Annotated in this window: 21 protein-coding genes and 1 riboswitch; of the genes, 20 read left to right on the forward strand and 1 reads right to left on the reverse strand. The window is 64.8% G+C overall.

The genetic code is table 11. The features are described 5' to 3' along the window. The first annotated feature begins 31 nt into the window (after window positions 1-31). The 10 genes from rpe (at window position 32) to hisF (ending at window position 8,129) form a co-directional block, all read left to right on the forward strand. Window positions 32-733: a ribulose-phosphate 3-epimerase gene (gene rpe / locus QMG25_RS15680; protein WP_283461887.1), complete on the forward strand. Its 702-nt coding sequence runs from the start codon at window positions 32-34 to the stop codon at window positions 731-733. Between the two features lie 111 nt (window positions 734-844). Further along, window positions 845-990: riboswitch (FMN riboswitch) on the forward strand. A gap of 125 nt (window positions 991-1,115) precedes the next feature. After that, window positions 1,116-1,928, forward strand: coding sequence for a nicotinamide riboside transporter PnuC (gene pnuC / locus QMG25_RS15685; RefSeq protein ID WP_283461889.1), 813 nt, complete (start codon window positions 1,116-1,118; stop codon window positions 1,926-1,928). Between the two features lie 26 nt (window positions 1,929-1,954). Next, window positions 1,955-3,124 (forward strand): bifunctional diaminohydroxyphosphoribosylaminopyrimidine deaminase/5-amino-6-(5-phosphoribosylamino)uracil reductase RibD, encoded by a 1,170-nt coding sequence (gene ribD, locus QMG25_RS15690; RefSeq protein ID WP_283461891.1) that lies wholly within the window; start codon window positions 1,955-1,957, stop codon window positions 3,122-3,124. Between the two features lie 2 nt (window positions 3,125-3,126). Further along, complete coding sequence (locus tag QMG25_RS15695) at window positions 3,127-3,753, forward strand: riboflavin synthase (RefSeq protein ID WP_283461893.1); 627 nt, start codon at window positions 3,127-3,129, stop codon at window positions 3,751-3,753. Window position 3,754: 1 nt separating this feature from the next. Then, a complete protein-coding gene (gene ribB / locus QMG25_RS15700) occupies window positions 3,755-4,462 on the forward strand; it encodes a 3,4-dihydroxy-2-butanone-4-phosphate synthase (RefSeq protein ID WP_283461896.1) in 708 nt (235 codons plus the stop codon). Continuing rightward, window positions 4,459-5,211 (forward strand): GTP cyclohydrolase II, encoded by a 753-nt coding sequence (locus QMG25_RS15705; protein WP_283461898.1) that lies wholly within the window; start codon window positions 4,459-4,461, stop codon window positions 5,209-5,211. The genes ribB and QMG25_RS15705 overlap by 4 nt, the downstream gene beginning before the upstream one ends. After that, complete coding sequence (ribH, locus tag QMG25_RS15710) at window positions 5,208-5,696, forward strand: 6,7-dimethyl-8-ribityllumazine synthase (RefSeq protein ID WP_283461900.1); 489 nt, start codon at window positions 5,208-5,210, stop codon at window positions 5,694-5,696. Before QMG25_RS15705 ends, ribH begins: the two co-directional genes overlap by 4 nt. Before the next feature lie 394 nt (window positions 5,697-6,090). Next, window positions 6,091-6,354, forward strand: a complete 264-nt coding sequence (locus QMG25_RS15715; protein WP_233914276.1) for a phosphoribosyl-ATP diphosphatase — start codon at window positions 6,091-6,093, stop codon at window positions 6,352-6,354. 92 nt (window positions 6,355-6,446) lie between these two features. Further along, window positions 6,447-7,292: an ATP phosphoribosyltransferase gene (gene hisG / locus QMG25_RS15720; RefSeq protein ID WP_283461908.1), complete on the forward strand. Its 846-nt coding sequence runs from the start codon at window positions 6,447-6,449 to the stop codon at window positions 7,290-7,292. A gap of 66 nt (window positions 7,293-7,358) precedes the next feature. Then, window positions 7,359-8,129 (forward strand): imidazole glycerol phosphate synthase subunit HisF, encoded by a 771-nt coding sequence (hisF, locus tag QMG25_RS15725; protein WP_283461910.1) that lies wholly within the window; start codon window positions 7,359-7,361, stop codon window positions 8,127-8,129. A 213-nt stretch (window positions 8,130-8,342) separates the two neighbouring features. Here the strand turns inward: hisF and QMG25_RS15730 are convergent, their stop codons facing one another. Then, window positions 8,343-8,987: a TIGR03085 family metal-binding protein gene (locus QMG25_RS15730; RefSeq protein ID WP_283461955.1), complete on the reverse strand. Its 645-nt coding sequence runs from the start codon at window positions 8,985-8,987 to the stop codon at window positions 8,343-8,345. Window positions 8,988-9,133: 146 nt separating this feature from the next. Between QMG25_RS15730 and hisI the strand changes: the two genes are divergently transcribed. The 10 genes from hisI (at window position 9,134) to QMG25_RS15780 (ending at window position 23,249) form a co-directional block, all read left to right on the forward strand. Further along, window positions 9,134-9,550, forward strand: a complete 417-nt coding sequence (gene hisI, locus QMG25_RS15735) for a phosphoribosyl-AMP cyclohydrolase (RefSeq protein ID WP_283461912.1) — start codon at window positions 9,134-9,136, stop codon at window positions 9,548-9,550. A gap of 69 nt (window positions 9,551-9,619) precedes the next feature. Then, entirely contained in the window at window positions 9,620-11,173 is a 1,554-nt protein-coding gene (locus QMG25_RS15740; protein WP_283461914.1) for an anthranilate synthase component I, read from the forward strand. Beyond that, window positions 11,170-11,817 carry a Trp biosynthesis-associated membrane protein gene (locus QMG25_RS15745; protein ID WP_283461916.1) on the forward strand — a complete coding sequence of 216 codons (648 nt, stop codon included), beginning with the start codon at window positions 11,170-11,172 and terminating at the stop codon, window positions 11,815-11,817. Before QMG25_RS15740 ends, QMG25_RS15745 begins: the two co-directional genes overlap by 4 nt. A 97-nt stretch (window positions 11,818-11,914) precedes the next feature. Then, a complete protein-coding gene (locus QMG25_RS15750; protein ID WP_283461919.1) occupies window positions 11,915-12,193 on the forward strand; it encodes an HGxxPAAW family protein in 279 nt (92 codons plus the stop codon). Between the two features lie 2 nt (window positions 12,194-12,195). Then, a complete protein-coding gene (gene trpC, locus QMG25_RS15755; RefSeq protein WP_283461921.1) occupies window positions 12,196-13,011 on the forward strand; it encodes an indole-3-glycerol phosphate synthase TrpC in 816 nt (271 codons plus the stop codon). Window positions 13,012-13,150: 139 nt separating this feature from the next. Next, window positions 13,151-14,590, forward strand: coding sequence for a tryptophan synthase subunit beta (gene trpB / locus QMG25_RS15760; protein ID WP_283461923.1), 1,440 nt, complete (start codon window positions 13,151-13,153; stop codon window positions 14,588-14,590). Further along, on the forward strand, window positions 14,583-15,428 hold the full coding sequence (gene trpA, locus QMG25_RS15765) for a tryptophan synthase subunit alpha (protein ID WP_283461925.1): 846 nt from the start codon (window positions 14,583-14,585) through the stop codon (window positions 15,426-15,428). The genes trpB and trpA overlap by 8 nt, the downstream gene beginning before the upstream one ends. Next, entirely contained in the window at window positions 15,425-16,543 is a 1,119-nt protein-coding gene (lgt, locus tag QMG25_RS15770) for a prolipoprotein diacylglyceryl transferase (RefSeq protein ID WP_283461927.1), read from the forward strand. The genes trpA and lgt overlap by 4 nt, the downstream gene beginning before the upstream one ends. 711 nt (window positions 16,544-17,254) lie before the next feature. Beyond that, the gene (gene gltB / locus QMG25_RS15775; RefSeq protein WP_283461958.1) at window positions 17,255-21,802 is read left to right on the forward strand and encodes a glutamate synthase large subunit; all 4,548 of its coding nucleotides are present in this window, start codon (window positions 17,255-17,257) and stop codon (window positions 21,800-21,802) included. Next, entirely contained in the window at window positions 21,795-23,249 is a 1,455-nt protein-coding gene (locus QMG25_RS15780) for a glutamate synthase subunit beta (RefSeq protein ID WP_283461928.1), read from the forward strand. Before gltB ends, QMG25_RS15780 begins: the two co-directional genes overlap by 8 nt. Window positions 23,250-23,251 lie beyond the last annotated feature (2 nt).

The following is a 23,251-nucleotide window of genomic DNA, read 5'->3' on the forward strand; positions in this document are numbered from 1 at the left end:
CCCACCACCAGCATAAAGATGAGGTTCATTCATGACCAGCTCTTCGCTTGCCTGTTGCATCAACCCCAGCATCCTGTCCGCGGACTTCGTCAACCTCGAAGCCGAACTGGCGCGCATTGCCAACGCCGATGCCGTGCACGTTGATGTCATGGACAACCACTTCGTGCCCAACCTGACTATCGGGCTGCCGGTGGTGGAGCGGATTCAGCAGGTCAGTTCGGTGCCCTTGGACGCCCACCTGATGATTGCCGACGTCGACCGCTGGGCGCCGCTGTACGCCGACGCCGGCCTGGCATCGGTGACGTTCCACGTGGAGGCCTCCGACGCACCGATCAAGCTGGCCAGGGAACTGCGCGCCCGGGGCGCCAAGGCAGGCATGGCCCTGCGCCCGGCCACGCCCGTGGAGCCGTACTTGGACATGCTTCCCGAGTTGGACATGCTGTTGATCATGACCGTGGAACCGGGCTTTGGCGGCCAGGCGTTCCTCGACTTGACGCTGCCCAAGATTCGCCGCGCCCGCGCCGCCATTGAAGGCAGCGGCATCAATGTGGCCCTGCAGGTGGACGGCGGCGTCACGGAGGAAACCATCACCCGTGCCGCCGAGGCGGGGGCCAACGTTTTCGTGGCCGGATCGGCCGTGTACGGCAAGTCCTCGCCGGCCGACGCCATCGACGCGCTGCGGGCGAAGGGCCGGCTCGCTTTTGGCGACGCGCACCAGCACCGCGACGTCTAGCCGGGTCCGACCACGACATTTGGCGGTGCGGCACGGCAACATTTAGCTTGGCGCGCCAAAGGTGTCATAATGAAAGTGGTTCCGGCATTCGTCGGGACCAAAACAAAGTATTACGTGCTCCGGGGTCGGTGTAATTCCGAACCGGCGGTTATAGTCCGCGACCCGCGCGCAGCAGGCTGGCAACAGCCAAGCAGCGCTCGGTTGATCTGGTGAAATTCCGGAACCGACAGTTAAAGTCTGGATGGGAGAAGCACGAACAGTCTTGGCCGCCAGGTCAGGGGTGTGGCAGCAGCATTTTTGCATCCCTGCCATTTCTTGCACCCTGCGCGCCGCTGTACGTTACCCCCGGAGCCATCGCGGTCTCGAAAGGGCAAAGGTAACGATGGACGTTCTGCGATGGCTCTTTGACGCCAAACTGGAATTCGCCGGTGGTGGATTCCTTTTATGGCGCGAAGTCATAGGAAATCTTTTTGGGCTGGCCAGCGCCCTCGGCGGCATGCGCCGTAAAATCTGGGCCTGGCCGGTGGGCATCGTCGGCAACCTGCTGCTCTTCACCGTCTTCATGGGCTCCGTTTTCGGTTCGGCCGACCACGTGAACCTGCTCGGCCAGGCCGGGCGCCAAATCATGTTCATTGCCGTCTCCATTTATGGCTGGAACCGGTGGAACCAGACACGGCACCCCAAGAACGACGTCGGCACCCATGTGGGCGAAGCGGTTGAGCCGCGCTGGGCTGGAGCCCGGGTGCGCTGGCTCCTGCTGGCAGCCATCGTGGGCGGTACCGTGGTCCTCACCCCGATCTTCCGCGCCATGGGATCCTACGAACCGGTTTGGGCCGACGCCTGGATTTTCATGGGTTCGCTGCTTGCCACGTACGGCATGGCCAAGGCGTGGGTGGAATTCTGGCTGATCTGGGTCGCTGTGGACCTGGTGGGTGTGCCGCTGCTGTTCAGCGCCGGCTACTACGCCTCGGCCTTCATGTACATTTTCTACGGTGCCTTCACCCTGGCAGGATTCTTCGTATGGTGGAAGGTACGGTGCAACAGCGATGCCTTGGCACGCACAGTGTCCGTCGACACCACTTTCCCCGACATCACGGTCGGCAACACCTTGGGCAACACTGAAGGCGACTCTGAAGGCAATACTGAGGACAACACACACGGCAATACTGTGGCCAATCGAGAGGCAAAACTGTGAATTTCAGCTCCATGGATCCCGGCTTCATGAACTCCGTCCCCTTCGGCCATGACTCCGGGAACTTCACCTCGGCCGAGATCCTCGGCATGGAAACAGCCCTGTCCGCCGCCAAGCAGGGCGTCCGCAGTGCCAACCCGCTGGTCGGGGCCGTCATTATCGACGCCGACGGCACTTTCCTGGCGATCGGCCACCATCGAGGGGCTGGCACCCTCCACGCCGAAACGGATGTCATCAACCGCCTGTTGGGCACCGGCGTCAAGCGCGACCTGTCAGCGGCAACGCTCATTGTCACCCTTGAACCGTGCAACCATGTGGGACGCACGGGCCCGTGCACCCAGGCGATTCTTGAAGCCGGCATTGGCAATGTGGTCTTCGCCGTCAGGGACCCCCACCTGCCTGCCGCCGGCGGGGCGGAAATTCTGCACAATGAGGGCATCAACGTCCGCATGGGACTCCTGTCCGCCGAAGCCGAGGATTTGAACCGGCAGTGGTTTGTGGCCGTGCGGGAACAACGGCCCTTTATTACCGCCCGCCTGGCCCAAACCGTGGATGGCAGGATTGCCGCGGTGGACGGCTCAAGCCAGTGGATCACCTCGAAGGAATCCCGGCAGGACTCCCATGACCTGCGGGCCCGGGTGGACGCGATCGTGGTGGGCACGGGGACCATAGCAGCCGACAATCCCCGGCTCACCGCCCGTGCCGCCGACGGCTCGGATACAGCCCACCAGCCGCTGCGGGTGGTCATGGGACTGCGCGACATCGCTCCCGATGCCGCAGTGCGCGGTGTCTCCGGCACCCCCAGCAGCCCGGACCGCCTGGGGGACGGGGACTTCCTGGCCATGCACACCCACGACCCTGCCGCCGTCGTGCGTGAACTGCAGGAGCGCGGGGTGGGGCACCTGATGATCGAGGGCGGGTCAAAGATCTGCGGCGCGTTCCTGGCGAAGGGCCTGGTGGACGAACTCGTGGTGTATCTGGCGCCCACGCTGCTCGGTGCCGGAATCCCCGCGCTGACGGACCTGGGCATTGGCACGCTTGCCGAAGCCCAGCGTTGGGAGTGGGACGCGACCACCACCGGGCCCGTTGAACTGCTGGGCCCGGACTTAAAATTGACACTCATGCCGGCCAAGGCCGCAGCGAAAGATGCCGGCACAGTCGCCGGTGCCGCTGCCTCCGACGCCGCAGAAGGAAGGTAGAGATGTTTACCGGAATCATTGAAGGACGCGGCACGGTGCAGCGCGTTGACCTGCACCCGGAGACTGACAGCGCCGTGCTGGTGCTCCACGCCGGGGACGTCCTGGAGGGACTTGAACTGGGCGGCTCGCTGGCCGTCAACGGCGTGTGCTTGACGGCAGTGCGCCTTGACGGCGGCACAGTGGAGGTGGACGTCATGGGCGAAACCCTTGTGCGCACCACCACCGGCGGGCTGTGCGACGGCGACACCGTGAACCTTGAACGCTGTGTTCCCGCCGGCGGACGCCTTGACGGGCACGTTGTCCAGGGCCACGTGGACGGCACGGGTTCGTTGCTTGAGCGCGAAGACCAGGGCAAGTGGGAGCGGCTGCGCTTTGCCGTCCCGTCGGAGCTCTCGCGCTACATCGCCGAAAAGGGCTCCATCGCGATCGACGGCGTCTCCCTCACCGTCACCGCCGTCAGCCCGGCCACGGAGCCGCAGCAGTGGTTCGAGGTGGGACTGATCCCCGTCACCTTGGCCAAGACAGGGCTTGGCGAGAAGGCGGCCGGCGGCGCCGTGAACCTGGAAGTTGACGTGCTGGCCAAATACGCCGAGCGACTGCTGGAATTCACCAACTTGAAGGGTGCCTGACATGAGCGAAACCATCAGCCGTGAAACGATCCTGGACCCCATCACCATGGCTATTGCCGCCATGGCACGCGGTGAAGCGGTGCTCGTGGTCGACGACGAAGACCGCGAAAACGAGGGCGACATCATCTTTGCCGCCCAGCACAGCACCCCGGCGCTCATGGGCTGGACCATCCGGCACAGCTCGGGGGTGGTCTGCATCCCCATGGACGACGCCCACGCCGACCGCCTGGCACTGCCTCCCATGGTCGCCCACAACCAGGACGCCAAGGGCACCGCCTACACCGTCAGCTGCGATGCCGCATTCGGCGTCAGCACAGGCATCAGCGCCACGGACCGTTCGCTGAGCGCCAGTGTTTTGGCCAGTCCCTTGTCCACGCCGGACTCCGTCACCCGCCCCGGGCACATGTTCCCCCTGCGCGCCGTCGCCGGGGGAGTGCGCCAGCGACCGGGCCACACCGAAGCATCCGTTGAACTTTGCAGGTTGGCAGGGTGCGAGCCCGTGGCCGTTATCGCCGAAGTGGTCGATGACGAGGGGGAGATGCTGCGACTTCACGGCTTGCGCGACTTCGCCAACAAGCACGGCTTGGTGCTGGTTTCCATTGCCGACCTCGTGGCGCATGTGGCTGGCTTGGACGCGGCAGACTTGGAGGTGGCAGGCCCGCAGGCGGCAGGCCAACCCGTCGCAGGCCGGGAAGCGACGCCGGCATGAGCGGGCAGGAACCGGCCGTGACCGGCGGGCCGGTGGTGCAGTTGCCCACGCGCTTTGGCCCCTTTCAGGCCCAAGCGTGGGTGGACACTGCAACCGGTGCCGAGCACCTGACCCTCAGCGCCGCCGGAGATGCTGCGGATTCTGCCGCAGCTCCAGCGGAAGCCGGTGCGCCCGGGGAGGCGTACGTGCCACTTGTCAGGCTGCACTCCGAATGTCTGACAGGCGATGTGTTTGGCTCGTACCGCTGTGATTGCGGGGAACAGCTGGACTATGCGCTGGAAATGATCCACCGCCGCGGCGGAACACTCGTGTATTTGCGCGGGCATGAGGGCCGAGGCATCGGCCTGTCCAACAAAATGCGTGCCTACAGCCTGCAAGAAGCCGGGGCCGACACCGTGGAAGCCAATGAACAACTGGGGCTGCCCGTCGACGGTCGCGACTACGCGGCGGCTGCTGGAATCCTGCGGTCGTTGGGCTTGCTCCGCATCGCACTACTGAGCAACAACCCCTTGAAACAGGAGCAGTTGTTGGGTCATGGCATCGACGTGGTCAAGGTGGTCCCCACCGAGGTGCCCGCCCGGGCCGAAAACCTGCGCTACTTGACAACCAAGCGCGACCGCATGCAGCACGCGCTTTCCATCACCGCACCCGCCCAACACGCGGCAGCGGAAAACTCGACAACTGTGGGTTCGACGCCGTCGCACGCCCCGGAAACTACCCCAGCACCGACGAAAGGACACACAGCATGAGCGGACACGGAGCACCCGGCATTGGATTCAGCACTGCAGAAAAGTCACGGGCAGCCGGCATGAAGGTGGCTATCGTGGCCGCCAGCTGGCACACCGAAATCATGGACGGGCTGCTGGCAGGCGCGTTGCGCGGTGCTGCCGATGCAGGGATCGTGGCTCCCGCGGTGGTTCGGGTGCCGGGCAGCTTTGAGCTGCCCGTGGCTGCGGCACGGCTTGCGGCAACGTTTGACGTTGTCGTGGCGCTTGGGGTGGTCATTCGCGGCGGGACTCCGCACTTTGACTACGTGTGCCAGGCAGCCACCATGGGCCTGACCGATGTCAGCGTGCGCACGGGGACACCCATCGGCTTCGGCGTGCTCACCTGCGACACCGAGGAGCAGGGCCTGGCCCGCGCCGGGCTGCCGGGCTCGGTTGAGGACAAGGGCCACGAAGCCATCACGGCAGCACTCGCCACCGCACTGACCCTGGGCGCCCTGGACGTTTAGCGGCCGGGCGGCAATGCGGCCCCGCCCTCCCCGCCCTACAGACGCTCCTGCACGTTCGGGGCCATATATCCGAACGCTCCTGCACTCCTTCGGACTCCTGGACACCTTGTCTGCTTGCACGCCGTTACTGGCGGGCCAGCAGGCACTGGGCGTTGGTGCGCGAATGCCCCACCGGCTGGCGCAAAGGTGTGCCCGCGTCTTACCCGCGTGCCTGCACCTGCCCCGCGAACCAGCTGATAGGCAACAGCGGTTTCGCGGGGCAGACGCGGGCATGCAGCGTAGGCGCGGTTTCGGGATCCCCTCGCCTCGAACCATGCCGCGGAACTGTTCACATGCTGGACACGGCCCGTCTCGAAATCCGCAAACCTGTGGCAAAGCAAGTAAGGTGGTTTGCGTGAAGACCTTCGAATCCCTTTTTGACGAGCTCAGCGCGAAAGCCGCAGCCCGGCCCGCCGGCTCCCGTACCGTGGCCGAACTTGAATCCGGCATTCACGGCATCGGCAAGAAAGTGGTTGAGGAAGCCGCCGAGGTGTGGATGGCCGCCGAGTATGAGTCGGACGAGGCCTGCGCCGAGGAGATTTCCCAGCTGTTCTACCACCTGCAGGTCATGATGATCGCCAAAGGTTTGACCCTTCAGGACGTTTACAAGCATCTCTAGCCACGTGTCGTGGCTGTTTGACCAACCCTGAATCGGCATTGATTCCAATGCCAATACCTTTTGCTTGAACCGATCTGAAAGTACTTTTCCTTATGCTGCGTGTTGCCGTTCCCAACAAGGGTTCCCTGTCCGAAGCTGCTTCAGCGATGTTGGCGGAGGCTGGTTACCGCCAACGCCGCGATTCCCGCGAGCTTGTCATGGTTGATCCCGAAAACAATGTTGAATTCTTCTTCCTCCGCCCCCGAGACATCGCCGTTTATGTCGGCGCCGGCACGCTCGACGTCGGCATCACCGGCCGCGATTTACTCATGGACGCCAAGGTCGAAGCCGACGAACTCCTGCCGCTGGGCTTTGCCGTCTCCACCTTCCGCTTTGCCGGTCCCGTGGGCCACTTCAGCAGCGCCGCCGAGCTTGAAGGCAAGCGGATCGCCACCAGCTACGATGTGCTGCTGCGTGAGTACCTGGCCGAGTTGGGCATCAACGCCGAAGTGGTTCGCCTGGACGGGGCCGTTGAATCCTCCGTCCGCCTCGGTGTCGCCGATGCCATTGCCGACGTCGTGGAAACCGGCAGCACACTCAAGGCTGCCGGCATGGAAATTTTCGGTGAGCCCATCCTGAACTCCGAAGCCCTGCTCATTGGCCGCCGCGGCGTCACCCGCCCCGCCGGCGTCGAGGTGCTGATCCGACGCCTGCACAGCGTCCTTGTGGCCCGCCAGTACGTGCTGCTGGACTACGACGTGCCCAAGACGCTCATGGAAAAGGCCACCGCGGTCACCCCGGGGCTGGAATCGCCCACCGTTTCCCCTTTGCGCGACTCTGATTGGGTCGCCGTGCGCTCCATGGTTGCGGCCAAGGACACGAACCGGATCATGGATGAGCTGTACGAAATTGGCGCCCGCGCCATCCTCGTCAGCAGCATCCACGCCTGCCGCATCTAGGCGCAGCCACCGGTCGCCGCCCGCATCGGCGGCAAACTCCACAGCCCACTAGAGAAGGTACCTGCCATGAGTGTTGCCATCAGGGTTATCCCCTGCCTCGACGTCGACGCCGGCCGCGTGGTCAAGGGCGTGAAGTTCCAGAACCTGCGCGACGCCGGTGATCCCGTTGAGCTGGCCAAGCGCTACGATCTTGCCGGGGCCGACGAGCTGACCTTCCTTGACGTGACGGCATCCTCGGGAAACCGCGAGACCACCTTCGACGTTGTCTCCCGGGCAGCCGAGGAGATCTTCATTCCGCTGACTGTCGGCGGGGGAGTGCGCGAAGTATCCGACGTCGACAAGCTGCTGCGCTGCGGTGCCGACAAGGCCTCCATCAACACGGCGGCGATCGCCCGCCCCGCCGTCATTGACGACATTACCCGGCGGTTCGGCTCCCAGGTCCTGGTGCTCAGCGTTGATGCGCGCTGCAACCAGGGCGTGGTGACGCCGTCGGGCTTTGAAGTGACTACCCACGGCGGGCGCAAGGGCACGGGCATGGACGCCATCGAGTGGGCCAAGGAGGCTGCCGACCGGGGAGTGGGGGAGATCCTGCTGAACTCGATCGACGCCGACGGCACGAAAGAGGGCTTCGACCTGGAGCTGATCCGGCTTGTCCGTGCGGCCGTGCACATCCCCATCATCGCGTCCGGAGGAGCCGGCAAGCCCGAGCACTTCCCACCCGCTGTGGCCGCCGGCGCCAATGCCGTGCTGGCTGCTTCGGTGTTCCACTTCGGTCCGGACAGCGCGATTGCCGACGTCAAGCAGGCCATTCGCAACGCCGGCTACGAGGTCCGCTAACCCCCCGACGCTCCTGCACTTCCGGGCCGTTGCCTTCCGACGCTCCTGCACTTTTGGAGCTGATTTCCCGGACGCTCGAGCAGTCCGGGGGATCGGCTCAGGAAAAAGTGCGGGAGCGTTTGTCGTTGGCGCACTGAAGCTGCAGGAGGGAACGCGAACAGCGCCCCGAATGTGCAGGAGCGTCGCAAAGGGGGTTGGTGTCGGGGGGGGTGTTTAGAGTCCGACGTCGGCTGTTTGCAACAGGGCGACGGCGTCGGGCTGGCCCTCGAAGGAGACGAGGGCTTCGCCCGTGCGTCCATTGGCGTGCATGACCAGTTCGCCGGGGTCCCCGATGATGGCCACCGAGACGGGGGCGCGCTTGGCCACGTGGCGGTGGCCCTCGGGATTGACAAGTACGATGCCCAGATCAACGCTGCGATACAGGATGGCGGCGCGCTTGACCAGCTCGGTCCAGAGCGCCCGTGAGTAGCCCGCGTCGAGGGCTCGTGGTGCCCAGCGGTCGGTGGCGCGGCGGATGTCTTCGGTGTGGACAAAGAACTCGATGAGGTTTGCCGTGTGGTCGAAGCCCTTCAACGCAAAAATAGACATCTTGGGCGGCCCGGCACGGAATTTCTCCACGAGCGCGGCAAAAGCTTCAGGGGTGCACGACTCGGCAGCCAGCGCTGCGATGGCCTTGTCGGTGGCCTTGCGCCACGGCTTGAGCACCATGCCCAATCCCACCCGCGGATTGTGTTCGCGCAGGTAGAGGTGCGCGGCCAGTTCCTGGGTCCGCCATCCTTCACACAGCGTGAGAGCACCGGGACCGGCTGCCAGCAGGGTCTCGGCGAGGACTTCACGGGATGGTTCTACAAAATGCATCACTTGTGAAATTAGCATGTATTGGCCGCCGACGGCAGCTGGAACCGCCGCAAACACGCACCAACTTTGGCAAAGCCGTGCGATTCGGCCCACACGCCCGCCGGGGTGGCCCGTCATAAACGTTTCTGGCATTAGAATTGGCTCTAATGCAGCAAAGCCCAGAACCCCAGTCAACGCCCGAAATTCCCAGCACGCAGCCGTCCCTTGAAGTGCCGGCCGAGGTTTTGGCGATGCTCAAACATGATGGCGCCGGTCTGGTGGCAGCCATCATCCAGCAGTTTGACTCCAAGGAAGTCCTCATGCTCGGGTGGATGGACAACGAGGCGCTGCGCCGCACGCTCACTTCCGGGCGGGTCACGTTCTACTCGCGGTCGCGCCAGGAATATTGGCGCAAGGGCGACACCTCGGGCCACGCCCAGTACGTGAAGACGGTGGCTCTGGACTGCGACGGCGACGCCCTGCTGATCACCGTCGACCAGGTGGGCGCTGCCTGCCACACCGGCACCCACACCTGCTTCGACGCCCGCAAACTGACGGCGGTCGTGGGCAACCGCGGGGAATAAGTCCCGGACTCCCGCTTCGCATTCCTTATCCGCTGTTCACCCGTTTGACCGACGAAAGCCACACATTCCATGCAAGATCTTGGTGTCATCACCCCCTCCCTGGCGGAATTCCGGGAATTGGCCCGCACCCGCCGCGTGATCCCGGTCCACCTGAAAGTCCTCGCCGACGCGCAAACCCCCATCGGCCTGTACCGCAGCCTGGCCGCCGAGGCCGCGGGCACGTTTCTGATGGAATCGGCCGCTGTGGGCGGCGTTTGGTCGCGTTACTCCTTCATCGGCGTGCGCTCCAGCGCCACCTTGACCACGCACGACGGCGGGGCGTTCTGGCAAGGGGAGCCTCCCGTGGGCGTTCCCCTGGCAGGCAACCCGGTGGAGGCCATGGAGGCCACGCTGAAGTTGCTCGCCACTGAGCGCTTCGAGGGCCTGCCACCCTTCACCTCCGGCCTGGTGGGCTTTGTTGGATGGGAGTCCGTGCGGCACTGGGAAAAGCTGCCATCGCCTCCGCCGGATGACTTGCAGCTGCCCGAACTGGCGTTGAACCTCGTGGCGGACATGGCCGTGCACGACAACAACGAAGGCACGGTGTTGTTGATCGCCAATGCCATCAACGCCAACGGCACCGATGAGAACATCGACGGAGCCTGGCATGACGCCGTGGCACGGGTGCAGGCCATGGTGGAGCAGCTGCGCCAGCCCGTCGCCCAGCCCATGTCGGTGGTTGATGTTCCGGCAGCCACCTTCGCGGACAGCGTGGAAGAACGCTGGGATCGCAACGAATACTTGAAGGCCATTGACTTGGCCAAGGAAGCCATCGTTGACGGCGAAGTGTTCCAGGTGGTTGTTTCGCGCCGCTTTGAAATGGCGTGCGAAGCGTCCGCACTTGATGTGTACAGGGTGCTGCGGAACACAAACCCCAGCCCGTACATGTATCTGTACAGCTTCGAGGACGCGGCCGGTGAGCCGTACTCCATTGTTGGCTCCTCCCCGGAAGCCCTTGTCACCGTCCTGGGCAGGGAAGTCATCACGCACCCCATAGCCGGCTCGCGACCGCGCGGGGCCACCACCGAAGAGGACAAGCTGCTGGCCAAGGACCTGCTGGCAGACAGCAAGGAACGCTCGGAGCACCTGATGCTCGTGGACCTTTCCCGCAACGACATCTCCAAAGTGTGCGAACCGGGCACGGTGGACGTCACCCAGTTCATGGAAGTGGAGCGCTTCAGCCACATCATGCACCTTGTCTCCACAGTGGTCGGCACACTCAGCCAGGGCAAGTTCGCCTATGACGTCCTGGCCGCGACGTTCCCGGCCGGCACCCTGTCCGGCGCTCCCAAGCCGCGGGCCCTGAGCTTGTTGGACGAACTTGAACCGCACCGCCGCGGGGTGTACGGCGGCGTGGTGGGCTACCTGGACTTTGCCGGCGACATGGACATGGCCATAGCCATTCGCTCGGCCCTGCTGCGCGGTGGCAAGGCCTACGTCCAGGCCGGCGGCGGCATCGTGGCCGACTCCGTCAATGAAACGGAAGCGCTGGAAACTGTGAACAAGGCGGCCGCCCCGCTGCGCGCAGTGTATGCAGCAGCCTCGCTGCGCACCTTGGCCGACACCACAGGAGGTACGGCATGAACACGGAAACCCCGCACTCGTCTGAAACCCCGGAAACCCCGGAAATCCCGCACACAACGGCTAAGTCTGTGCGGTTCTGGCAGCGCAAGGCGCCCCTGATCCTGCTGGCGGTGCTGGCCGCACTGGCCATTTTTGGCACCACCACCCAGACGTGGATCCACGTGTCCATCGGACAGGGCGAAGTGGCCCAAAGCGACCTCAACATTCCCGGCAGCAAGGCCGCCGTGGCCGTCTCCGCCCTGGCCCTGGTGGCCCTGGCAGGCGCCCTGGCCACCAGCATTGCCGGGAAAATCGCCCGCATCGTCACCGCCATGATCATGTTTTTGAGCGCGGCGGGAATCGTCGCCGTCGTCTTCGGCATTGTGGCCGATCCGGCGGGGGCAGCCATGGCGGAGGTGGGGGTCGCCACCGGCATCGAAGGCGAGGCCGCAAACGCCACTACGACGTTTTTCCCGGTGCTGGCGATCGTCGCCGCGCTCGTGTTGGCCGTGGCATCGCTGCTGGTCTTGTTCTTCGGCCGGTCATGGAATGTGCGCACCAAGTACGACGCCGCCAGGCCGGCCCAGGCGGGCGGCCCGGCCGAGGCGGTCGACGAGATTGACCGCTGGGACCAGCTCAGCCGCGGGGAAGACCCCACGGACTAGGCCCGGCACACGTCCAAGGAGTGCGAGCGTTTCGGATTACTTGGGCAACTAATGGCAGAATGTATTTCAGTATCCGCGTTTAATAGGGAGATTCACCATGAGCAACAAGTCGGCCGCAGACGTTTCCGTGCAGGGGCCCATCGACCACAGCATTGAATTGGGTCACGGCAACAGCCCGGCAGCATGGACAAGTGTGGCAATCATGTTGGTTGGCACCATCGTTGGCTGTATTGCCTTCCTCATCGGCGAAAGTGCAACCTTGCTGTTCTGGATCGGCGGGGTGGGAATCATTGCCGTGGGCCTGATCGCCGGCGGTGTCATGAAGGCTGCAGGCTATGGTGTTGGCGGCAGCAAGCTGAAGAACAACGGACACTAGTCGTGAGTGTTTTGCTGGACATTATTGCCGGTGTCCGGGAGGACATGGAGACACGTCGGCAGCTGGTGGGCCTGGCGGAACTTCAGGATCGCATCCTCCGGACAGCCCCGCCGCTTGACGCTTGGGCCGCGCTGGGCGGGGACTCCGCCGAGCGCGCGGAGCTGAAGGTCATTGCAGAGGTCAAGCGCCGCAGCCCCTCCAAAGGCGATCTTGCCGGGATCACCGATCCGGCAGCCCTCGCCGCGCAATACAGCGACGGCGGAGCCTCGATCATCAGCGTCCTGACCGAAGAGCGCCGCTTCGGCGGTTCGCTGGCGGACTTGGATGCCGTGCGTGCGGCTGTGGACATCCCCGTGCTGCGCAAGGACTTCACCTGCGACGAGTACATGATCTGGGAGGCACGCGCCCATGGTGCGGACCTGGTGCTGCTGATTGTCGCCGCCTTGGATGATGCGGAGCTGCGCAGCTACCTCGCGTTGACCCACCAGCTGGGCATGAACGCGATCGTGGAAACCCATACGGCGGAGGAAATTGAGCGTGCCGTGGCCGTCGGCGCAAAGATCATCGGCATCAACGTGCGCAACCTCAAGACACTTGAAGTGGACCGCGGTGTCTTCGCTGCGTTGGCCGGCAGCATTGCCGCCGGGCCCGTCGTGATCGCGGAGTCCGGAGTACGCGATGTGGATGATGTCCGGCACTACAGCGCCCACGGCGCCCACGCCATATTGGTGGGGGAGGCGCTGGTGAAGGACTCAACCCCACAAGAACGAATCGGCGAATTCAAGGCAGCCGGGGCACTGCAGAACCACCGAAGTTAGAGAAGGGCTTGCACGGCAGCGTGCAAGCCTTTTTCATCACGGCAGGCGCCTCGAGCCGCAGCACGGCACAGCGTGGCCGGCGCCGGCCGCCCCCAAGACAATTAGTGCACAACTATCGATGAACAGGACGGTGGAACTGATGGCTCATGTGCCAGCAGCTTCGTCTCAGGATCCGGCCGACATGGTGGATCCGGCAACAGCATTCTTGCAGGGCGGTGTCCCTGCCGGCTCGGCACCGGAGCAATCGCTGCGGCACGCCCCGGGACCCTACTTTGGCGCGTTCGGCGGGCGCTGGATGCCCGAGTCGCTCATCGCGGCCCTGGATGAGCTTGAAGAGACCTTTGAAAAAGCCAAGGTCGATCCGGAGTTCCTCGCCGAAGTGCTGGAGCTGAACAAGAACTATTCAGGCCGTCCCTCCCTGCTGACGGAAGCCAAACGCTTTGGCGCCCATGCCGGCGGCGCCCGCGTCTTCCTCAAGCGCGAGGACCTGAACCACACGGGTTCGCACAAGATCAACAACGTCTTGGGCCAGGCGCTGTTGGCCAAGCGCATGGGCAAGACTCGTGTCATTGCCGAGACCGGTGCGGGTCAGCACGGTGTTGCCACTGCCACCGCGGCTGCCCTGCTGGGACTTGAGTGTGTGGTGTACATGGGCGCCGAGGACTGCCGCCGGCAGGCCCTCAACGTGGCGCGCATGCAATTGCTCGGTGCCACCGTGGTGCCTGTGACGAACGGTTCGCAGACGCTCAAGGATGCCATCAACGACGCCCTGCGCGACTGGGTGGCGAACGTGGAGAACACCCACTACGTGCTGGGCACCGTCTCAGGGGCCCACCCGTTCCCGGCCATGGTGCGCTTCTTCCACGAGGTCATCGGCGAAGAAGCCCGGGCCCAGATCCTTGAACAGACCGGCCGGCTGCCCGACGCCCTGTGCGCTTGCATTGGCGGCGGATCCAACGCCATCGGCCTGTTTCATGGTTTCCTCGACGACCCTTCCGTGAAGATGTTCGGTTTTGAGGCAGGAGGCGAGGGGGTCGACACAGGCCGCCATGCCGCCACCATCACCCTGGGCCGCCCGGGCGTACTGCACGGGGCCCGCTCCTACTTGATGCAGGACGAGGATGGCCAGACCATCGAGTCCCACTCCATCTCCGCCGGCCTCGACTACCCCGGTGTTGGCCCGGAGCACTCCTACCTGCACGACATTGGCCGGGTTAGCTATGAAGCGATCACCGACACCGAAGCCATGGAAGCATTCAAGCTGCTGTGCCGCACTGAAGGGATCATTCCGGCCATTGAGACTGCCCACGCGCTGGCTGGAGCCATCAAGGTTGGTCAGCGATTGGTCGTCGATGCCGAGAAGCCCGAAGATGTGGTGATCATCGTCAACCTGTCCGGGCGCGGTGACAAGGACGTGGAAACGGCCGCCGACTGGTTTGGGATATTGGATGAAGACGGCCATGTGAAGGGCACGACCCTTTCCACGCGGAAAGCCAAGGGCAGCCCCCACGGGGCAGGGGCCCCCACCGCAGCCGCCGATAGCATGGACAGCACCACGGAGGATGCCAGCAATGAGTGAGACCACCAACAGCACCGCACCGGCAGCGTTTGAAAGCAAGTCGGCCGCGGCGATCGAGAAGGCCAAGGCCGCAGGGCGCAAGGCCCTCATCGCGTACCTGCCTGCCGGCTACCCGAGCAAGCAGGCTTCGATTGACGCAGCCATCGCCGTGGCACGCAACGGAGCCGACATCATTGAGATCGGCATTCCGTATTCGGACCCCGTCATGGACGGGGCCGTCATCCAGGCTGCCACCACCGAAGCGCTGGCCAACGGCTTTCATGTGACTGACGTCTTTGACATCGTGGCCGCCATCACCGCAGAGACGGATGCCGCGGTCATGGTGATGACCTACTGGAACCCCGTGATGCGCTTGGGTGTGGACGAGTTTTCCCGGCGGCTGGCGGAGGCCGGCGGCGCCGGCCTGATCACCCCCGACCTGATCCCTGACGAGGCGGCCGAGTGGTTTGCCGCCTCGGACAAGTACGGCCTGGACAGGGTGTTCCTGGTGGCACCGTCGTCCACGCCGGAACGCGTAGCCATGACGGTCGCGGCGACGCGCGGCTTTGTGTACGCCGTTTCCATCATGGGTGTCACCGGCGCGCGCAGTTCGGTCTCCAGCGCGGCGGAATCCGTCGTGGCGGCGGCCCATGCCGCCGGCGCCGAACGCGCCTGCGTTGGTTTGGGTGTTTCCCAAGCCAAGCACGTGCGTGAAATTGCAGCTTACGCCGACGGAGTCATTGTTGGCACGGCCCTGGTCGCTGCACTGCGCGACGGCGGAGTCGCCGCCGTCGGAGCACTGGCCAAGGAACTCAGCACCGGCTTCGACGCCCCCGCCACGGAAGAGGTTGCCCAGTGATTTCAACTCTCGCACCCCAAGCGCTGGCAGGCGCCCTGGGCGCTGCCATTCCGGCGCCGGCATGGTCCGGCTTTGACCTCGGGCCGCTGCGCATCCACGCCTATGCCCTGTGCATCCTGCTGGGCATAGTTGCTGCAATCTGGCTGACGGACCGCCGCTGGAAACGACGCGGCGGGCCCGAAGGGTCCATCTGGGACATCGCCATTTGGGCCATCCCCTTTGGCATCATCGGTGGCCGGCTGTACCACGTGTTCTCCTCGCCCGAGGCGTACTTTGGCCCGGGCTTCGACGGCACGGGCGACCTTTCCCTCATTCCGCAAATCTGGCTTGGCGGACTGGGCATCTGGGGTGCCGTGGTGCTCGGCGTTGTCGGGGCCTGGATCGGCTGCCGACGCGCAGGTGTAAAGATTTCAGCGTTCGTTGACGCAGCCGCCCCGGGTATTTTGCTGGCCCAAGCCATTGGCCGTTGGGGCAACTATTTCAACCAGGAACTCTTCGGCGGTCCCACCACCCTCCCGTGGGGTCTGAGCGTGGCCCCGGAATATGTGCCGGCAGGCTTCAGTCCCGACACCTTGTTCCACCCCACGTTTCTCTACGAATGCGTCTGGAATTTGCTCGGTGTCGCGGCATTGCTGCTTCTTGACAGGAAGTTCCGTCTGCGCAGCGGCAGGTTGTTCCTGCTGTACGCCATGATTTACACGGCAGGGCGCGTCTGGATTGAAATGCTGCGGATCGACACCGCTGAGCAGATCACGTTCTTTGGCGTTACGGCACGCTTGAACGTCTGGACAAGCATCGTGGTGTTCGTGGCTGCCCTGATCCTGTTCCTTGTCCTGACCTATTCCCGCCGCGGCAAGGACACCGAATCGGTGTACCTGCCTGGCCATGAACCCGTCGCCGTAGTTGTGGGAGATGCAGTTGCGGGAGACGGAACCGTGGTCACGGATGCGGTGGATAAGGATGTGGTGGAGAAAGACCCGGCACCCGAGCCTGCCGAGACCACGCCTGCGTGCGGTGATGCTGCTGAAGGCAAGGCCGCAGAGGACAACGTGGAGGCGAAGCCCGGCAGGGAGAATGCCTCCACGGAGGTGGCTGCCAAGCAAGACGGCAAGTAAAAGTAGTTCTGCGCCCGCGGTCCATAAGGGCCATTGAGGCGCCAAGGCGTTGACGCGCTGAAAAGGGCGGTCCCGGAAATCCAGGGCCGCCCTTTTTGTGCCTCGGTCCGGCCGCGAAGGTGAGCTGGCAGGATCGTTGCGTGCGTCCAGGCGGGGCCGAGCCAGATCGCGGACCACAGGCGCACTTCTCCGGCACGTGCGCACCTCACCGGCACGTGTGCATGTTCGCTGCTCATGGGGCGTGCCTAATGTGCCATAGGCGGAAAAAATGCTTTTATGCGGACGGGGACCCTGGAAACGCCCGCCAAACCCTCAAATTGCAGCTTATCTTGACTCGTGTTGGCAGTTCTCATTACTGATCTTGCATATACGTCCATTATGCAGGATTACGATAGTCGCGACCCCGATCGCGGTTATAGAGTAAAAAACACTCCGAAGACTGGTCCCCACAATGGAATCCACTTCGATTGTGCAGCTGCACAAAGGAGTTGTATGTAGCAAGGCAGCACATGCGGCAAAGCAAGGCACTACCGAAACACCCGCAAAAACCACGCACTCGGTTGAGACGCACCGTTGTCCCAACCACCCCGGGCCGACGCCGTCCCCACTCAATTCATCCACCAGGGGAAGGACCTCAACGTCGTGACTGGAATTCATGCAAGCGACTCAGACCAGCCGGAGGCCATCTCGCCCTTCACCCGCTTCGCCGCGATGCCTGCAAAAGCCGGCCTGTACCGCCCCGAAAACGAGAAGGACGCCTGTGGCCTGGCCGTCGTGGCCACGCTGCGCGGCATCCCTGAACACAGCATTGTGCAAAAGGCCCTCGTGGCCCTGCGCAACTTGGAACACCGCGGCGCCGTGGGCGCCGATGAAGGCACGGGAGACGGCGCGGGCATCCTGACCCAGATCCCCGACGAGTTCTTCCGCTCCGCCACCACCTTCCAGCTTCCCGCCCCGGGCCACTACGCCGCCGGCACGGCATACCTTCCGGCCGACGCGCAGGAGCTGGAAACGGCAAAGGCCGGGCTGGAGGCCCTCGCCGGCGCCGAAGGACTGGCTGTCCTGGGTTGGCGCGAAGTTCCCGTGGTCGCCGCGCTGGTCGGTGCCAGTGCACTGGCCTGCATGCCGCACTTCAGCCAGCTCTTTCTCGCGCTGGAGACCGAGCCGAAGCAGCCCCTGGAAACCACCCAAGCCAATGAACTCGATGCCAAGGCGTTCAGGCTCCGCAAGCGCGCCCAGCAAAAGTTCGGCGTGTACTTCCCGTCGCTGTCTTCCAAGACGATCGTCTACAAGGGCATGTTGACCACGGCGCAGCTGGAACCGTTCTACCCCGACCTCTCGGATCCTCGCTTCACCTCCAAGCTGGCAGTGGTCCACTCGCGCTTTTCCACCAACACCTTCCCTTCCTGGCCGCTTGCCCAGCCGTTCCGCACCATCGCCCACAACGGCGAAATCAACACCGTCAAGGGCAACCGGAACTGGATGCGCGCCCGCCAGTCCACCATGGCGCACCGCCTCCTCGGCGACACTCCCGAAGAGCTGTACCCGATCTGCACCCCGGGCGCCTCGGATTCGGCTTCCTTTGACGAGGTGGCGGAGCTGCTGTGGCTCTCCGGGCGCCCCATCACCGAAGCCGTCATGATGATGATCCCGGAGGCCTGGGAAAACCACGCCACCATGGACCCGGCACGGAAGGCCTTCTACGAATACAACTCCCTGCTCATGGAGCCATGGGACGGGCCGGCCGCCGTCTCCTTCACCGACGGCACACTGGTCGGGGCAACCCTTGACCGCAACGGCCTGCGCCCTGCCCGCTACTGGGTGACCGACGACGGCCTGGTGGTGCTGGCCTCCGAGGTGGGCGTGCTTGACCTGGACCCCGCCAGCATCGTGCAAAAGGGCCGCGTGGCCCCCGGCACCATGTTCCTGGTGGACACGGAAAAGGGCGAGGTGATCAGCGACAACGATGTCAAGGCCCAGGTGGCCGCCGCCCACCCCTATGCGCAGTGGGCGCAGGAAAATACGCTCAGGCTGGCCGAGCTGCCCGAACGCGAGCATGTGGTGCACACCAGCGCCTCGGTCATCCACCGCCAGCGCACGTTCGGCTACACCACCGAGGAGCTGCGAATCCTGTTGGGCCCCATGGCTAAGACCGGCGCCGAGCCGCTGGGCGCCATGGGCACCGACACGCCGGTCGCCGTGCTGTCCAAGCGTCCGCGCCTGCTCTTCGACTACTTTGTGCAGCAATTCGCCCAGGTCACCAACCCGCCGCTGGACGCCATCCGCGAAGAGCTGGTCACGTCGCTGAACAGCACCGTGGGCCCGCAAGGCAATCTGCTCTCGCGCAGCAAGGTCAAGGCGCCACAGCTGGCCCTGCCCTTCCCCGTGATCGACAACGACGACCTCGCCAAAATCTCCAACATGGAAGATGCCGACGGTGGCCACATCGCCATGAAGGTGCGCGGGCTGTACAAGTTCGACGGCGGTGAGGGTGCCTTGCGTGCCCGCCTCACCGAGATCTGTGAGCAGGTTTCCGGCGCCATCAACCGTGGCGTGCAGTACGTGGTGCTTTCGGACCGGGACTCCTCCGCCGTGTGGGCACCCATCCCGTCGTTGCTGCTGCTCAGCGCCGTGCACCACCACCTGTTGCGCAGCGCCAACCGCACCAAGGTCTCCCTGGTGGTGGAGGCCGGCGACGTCCGCGAAGTACACCACGTGGCCGTGCTGGTGGGCTACGGCTCGGCAGCCGTCAACCCCTACCTGGCCATGGAGAGCGTGGAAGAACTGATCCGCAACGGGGACGTCACCGGCGTCACTGCCGAGGAAGGTGTCAACCACCTCATCAAGGGCCTGGGCAAGGGTGTTTTGAAGATCATGTCCAAGATGGGCATCTCCACGGTCGCTTCCTACTGCGGCGCGCAAACTTTCGAAGCGCTGGGCCTGTCCCAAGACCTGGTGGACGAATACTTCTCCGGCACCGTCAGCCAGCTCGGCGGCGTCGGACTGGACGTCATCGCCAAGGAAGTGTCGGCGCGGCACATCATGGCGTACCCCGTGGACGGCGTGGACGTCCCGCACCGTCCGTTGCTGGGCGGCGGCGAATACCAGTGGCGCCGCGACGGCGAACCGCACTTGTTCAACCCGGACACCGTCTTCCGCCTCCAACACGCCACGCGGGAACGCCGCTACGACATTTTCAAGAAGTACACCCAAGGCATCGACGACCAGTCCAACAAGCTCATGACGTTCCGCGGCCTGCTCGCCTTCAAGGACGGTCAGCGCACACCCGTCCCGCTGGAGGAAGTGGAGCCCGTCAGCAGCATCGTCAAGCGCTTCTCCACCGGTGCCATGAGCTACGGCTCCATCTCGCAGGAAGCCCACCAAACCCTCGCCATTGCCATGAACCGGCTCGGCGCCAAGTCCAACACGGGGGAGGGCGGCGAGGATGTGGAACGCCTCCTTGACCCGGAGCGGTGCAGTGCCATCAAGCAGGTGGCCTCGGGCCGCTTTGGCGTCACCAGCCTGTACCTGACCCAGGCGCAGGACATCCAGATCAAGATGGCCCAGGGCGCAAAGCCCGGGGAGGGCGGCCAGCTCATGGCCAAGAAGGTGTACCCGTGGATCGCCGAAACCCGGCACTCCACTCCGGGCGTCGGCTTGATCTCCCCGCCACCGCACCACGACATCTACTCCATCGAGGACCTGGCCCAGCTCATTTACGACTGCAAACGCGCCAACCCCAGCGCCCGGGTGCACGTCAAGCTCGTCTCCGAAATGGGGATTGGCACCGTGGCGGCCGGCGTGACCAAGGCCAAGGCCGACGTCGTGCTGGTCTCCGGGCACGACGGCGGCACCGGCGCCAGCCCGCTGAACTCGCTGAAGCATGCCGGCATGCCGTGGGAGCTGGGCCTGGCCGAAACCCAGCAGACGCTGCGCCTGAACGGGCTGCGCGAGCGGGTGGTGGTGCAAGTGGACGGGCAACTGAAGACCGGCCGCGACGTGGTCATTGCCGCGCTGCTCGGTGCCGAGGAATACGGTTTCGCCACGGCGCCGCTGGTGGTGTCCGGCTGCATCATGATGCGCGTCTGCCACCTTGACACCTGCCCGGTGGGTGTCGCCACGCAAAACCCGGAGCTGCGCCAGCGCTTCAGCGGCAAGCCCGAGTTCGTGGTGAACTTCTTTGAATTCCTGGCCGAGGAGGTGCGCGAAATCCTGGCCGAGCTGGGCTTCCGCTCCTTGGAAGAGGCAGTGGGGCAGTCGCAACTGCTGGACGTGCACGCGGCGGTGAACCACTGGAAGACGGCGGGCCTTGACCTCTCGCCCATCCTGTCCGACGCCGGCGTTCCCGCCACTGCCCCCGTGCGGTCGCTGAGCGTGCAAAACCACGAGCTCGAGAAGCACTTCGACCAGCAACTGATGACCATGAGCGCCGACGCCTTCAGCGACCGCAGGCCAGTCATCATCAGCGTTCCGGTGGTCAACACGGACAGGTCGGTGGGCACCATGCTGGGCCATTACGTGACGAAGAAGTTCGGCATCGACGTGCTCGGCCCGGACACCATCGACGTGACGCTGACCGGCCAGGCCGGCCAGTCGCTCGGCGCATTCCTGCCGGCCGGCATCACGCTGCGCCTGCTCGGCGACGCCAACGACTACGTGGGCAAGGGCCTCTCCGGTGGCCGGATCACGGTGCGCCCCGATAGGCAGAACAGCTTTACCGCCGCGGAGAACGTCATTGCCGGCAACGTGATCGGCTACGGCGCCACCAGCGGGGAAATGTTCCTGCGCGGCTTGGTGGGGGAGCGCTTCCTGGTCCGCAACTCCGGTGCCACGGCGGTTGTCGAAGGCATTGGCGACCACGGCTGTGAATACATGACGGGAGGCAAGGCCCTGATTTTGGGCCCCACCGGCCGCAACTTCGGCGCCGGCATGTCAGGCGGCACCGCCTACGTCCTTGACCTTGATCCGAACCTCGTGAACAAGTGCGCGCTGGAGTCGGGGGAGTTGTCCTTGTTGCAGCCCCACGGCGACGACGCGGACCTGATCAACTCACTGTTGCGCCAGCACTCCGAAGAGACGGGCTCGGACGTTGCGGCAGCCCTGTTGGCCGATCTCCCTGCCGCAATGGCTCGTTTCACGAAGGTTTTGCCGCGCGATTACGCAGCAGTTTTGGAAACCCGCTCGGCAGCAGCCGAGTTGGGTGAGGATCCGGACGGGGCAACCGTCTGGCAAAAGATTTTGGAGGTCACCGGTGGCTGATCCGCAGGGTTTCTTGAAGAACCGCGAACGCATCACCCAGGCCCGGCGCCCCGTGCCGGTGCGCATCATGGACTGGAAGGAAGTCTATGAGCGCCAGGAAAAGGGCGTGCTCCAGGGCCAGGCCGGACGCTGCATGGACTGCGGCGTGCCGTTCTGCCACCAGGGCTGCCCGTTGGGGAACCTCATCCCCGAGTGGAACGACCTCACATGGCGGGACAAGGGCCAGGAAGCGATTGAGCGCCTGCATTCCACCAACAATTTCCCGGAGTGGACAGGAAGGCTCTGCCCGGCGCCGTGCGAGACCGCTTGCGTGTTGGGCATCAACCAACCGGCGGTGACCATCAAGCAGGTGGAAGTCTCCATCATTGACGAGGCCTTCGCCCAGGACTGGGTCCACCCGCTGCCGCCGGCCCGGCTCACGGGCAAGACGGTCGCCGTCGTCGGTTCGGGACCGGCAGGGCTGGCAACGGCCCAGCAGCTCTCGCGCACCGGGCACACGGTGGCCGTCTATGAGCGCGACGACAGGATTGGCGGGCTGCTGCGCTACGGCATCCCCGACTTCAAGCTGGAGAAGGAGAGCGTGGACCGCCGGGTGGTGCAGATGAAGGCCGAGGGCACCCGCTTCCGCACCGGCGTCGAAGTGGGCAAGGACATCGGGTGGGAAGAATTGCGCCGACGCTACGACGCCGTGGTGGTGTGCACCGGAGCCACTGTGCCGCGCGAACTGCCCATTCCGGGCCGCGGCCTGGCAGGGGTGCACGTCGCCATGGACTACCTGGTGCAGTCCAACAAGGCGGTGGCCGGCGATGCCGTGCCCGGGCAGATCGACGCGCGCGGCAAGCACGTGGTGATTCTGGGCGGCGGCGACACCGGGGCGGACTGCCTCGGCACCGCGCACCGCCAGCAGGCAGCGTCGGTCACCACACTGGCCATTGGCAGGCAGCCGTCGCCGGAGCGCACGGCGGGCCAGCCGTGGCCCATGTTCCCGAACCTGTTCGAGGTGGCCAGCGCGCACGAGGAGGGCGGGGAGCGGACCTACTTGGCGTCCACAGTGGAATTCCTGGGCGAGAACGGGGTGCTGACGGGGTTGAAGATTGCCGAAACCGAGTACCTGGACGGCCGCAGGGTGCCGCGGGAAGGGACGGAGCGGATCATCCCCGCGGATCTGGTCCTTCTCTCGCTGGGCTTCACCGGGCCCGAAACGGCCGAACTGACGCACCAGCTTCCCGTGGAGCTCGACGAGCGCGCCAATGTGAACCGTGACGGGTATTACATGACGAGTCGCAAGGGGGTCTTCGCGGCGGGGGATGCCGGGCGCGGGCAGTCGTTGATTGTGTGGGCCATCGCGGAGGGTCGGGCGTGCGCTGCGGCGGTGGACCAGTTCCTGATGGGGGAGACGTTCCTGCCGGCGCCCGTCTCACCCAGCGACTCGGCTATCAGTGTTTAGCA

The organism is Arthrobacter sp. H35-D1 (genome assembly GCF_030063185.1).
Lineage (GTDB): Bacteria > Actinomycetota > Actinomycetes > Actinomycetales > Micrococcaceae > Specibacter.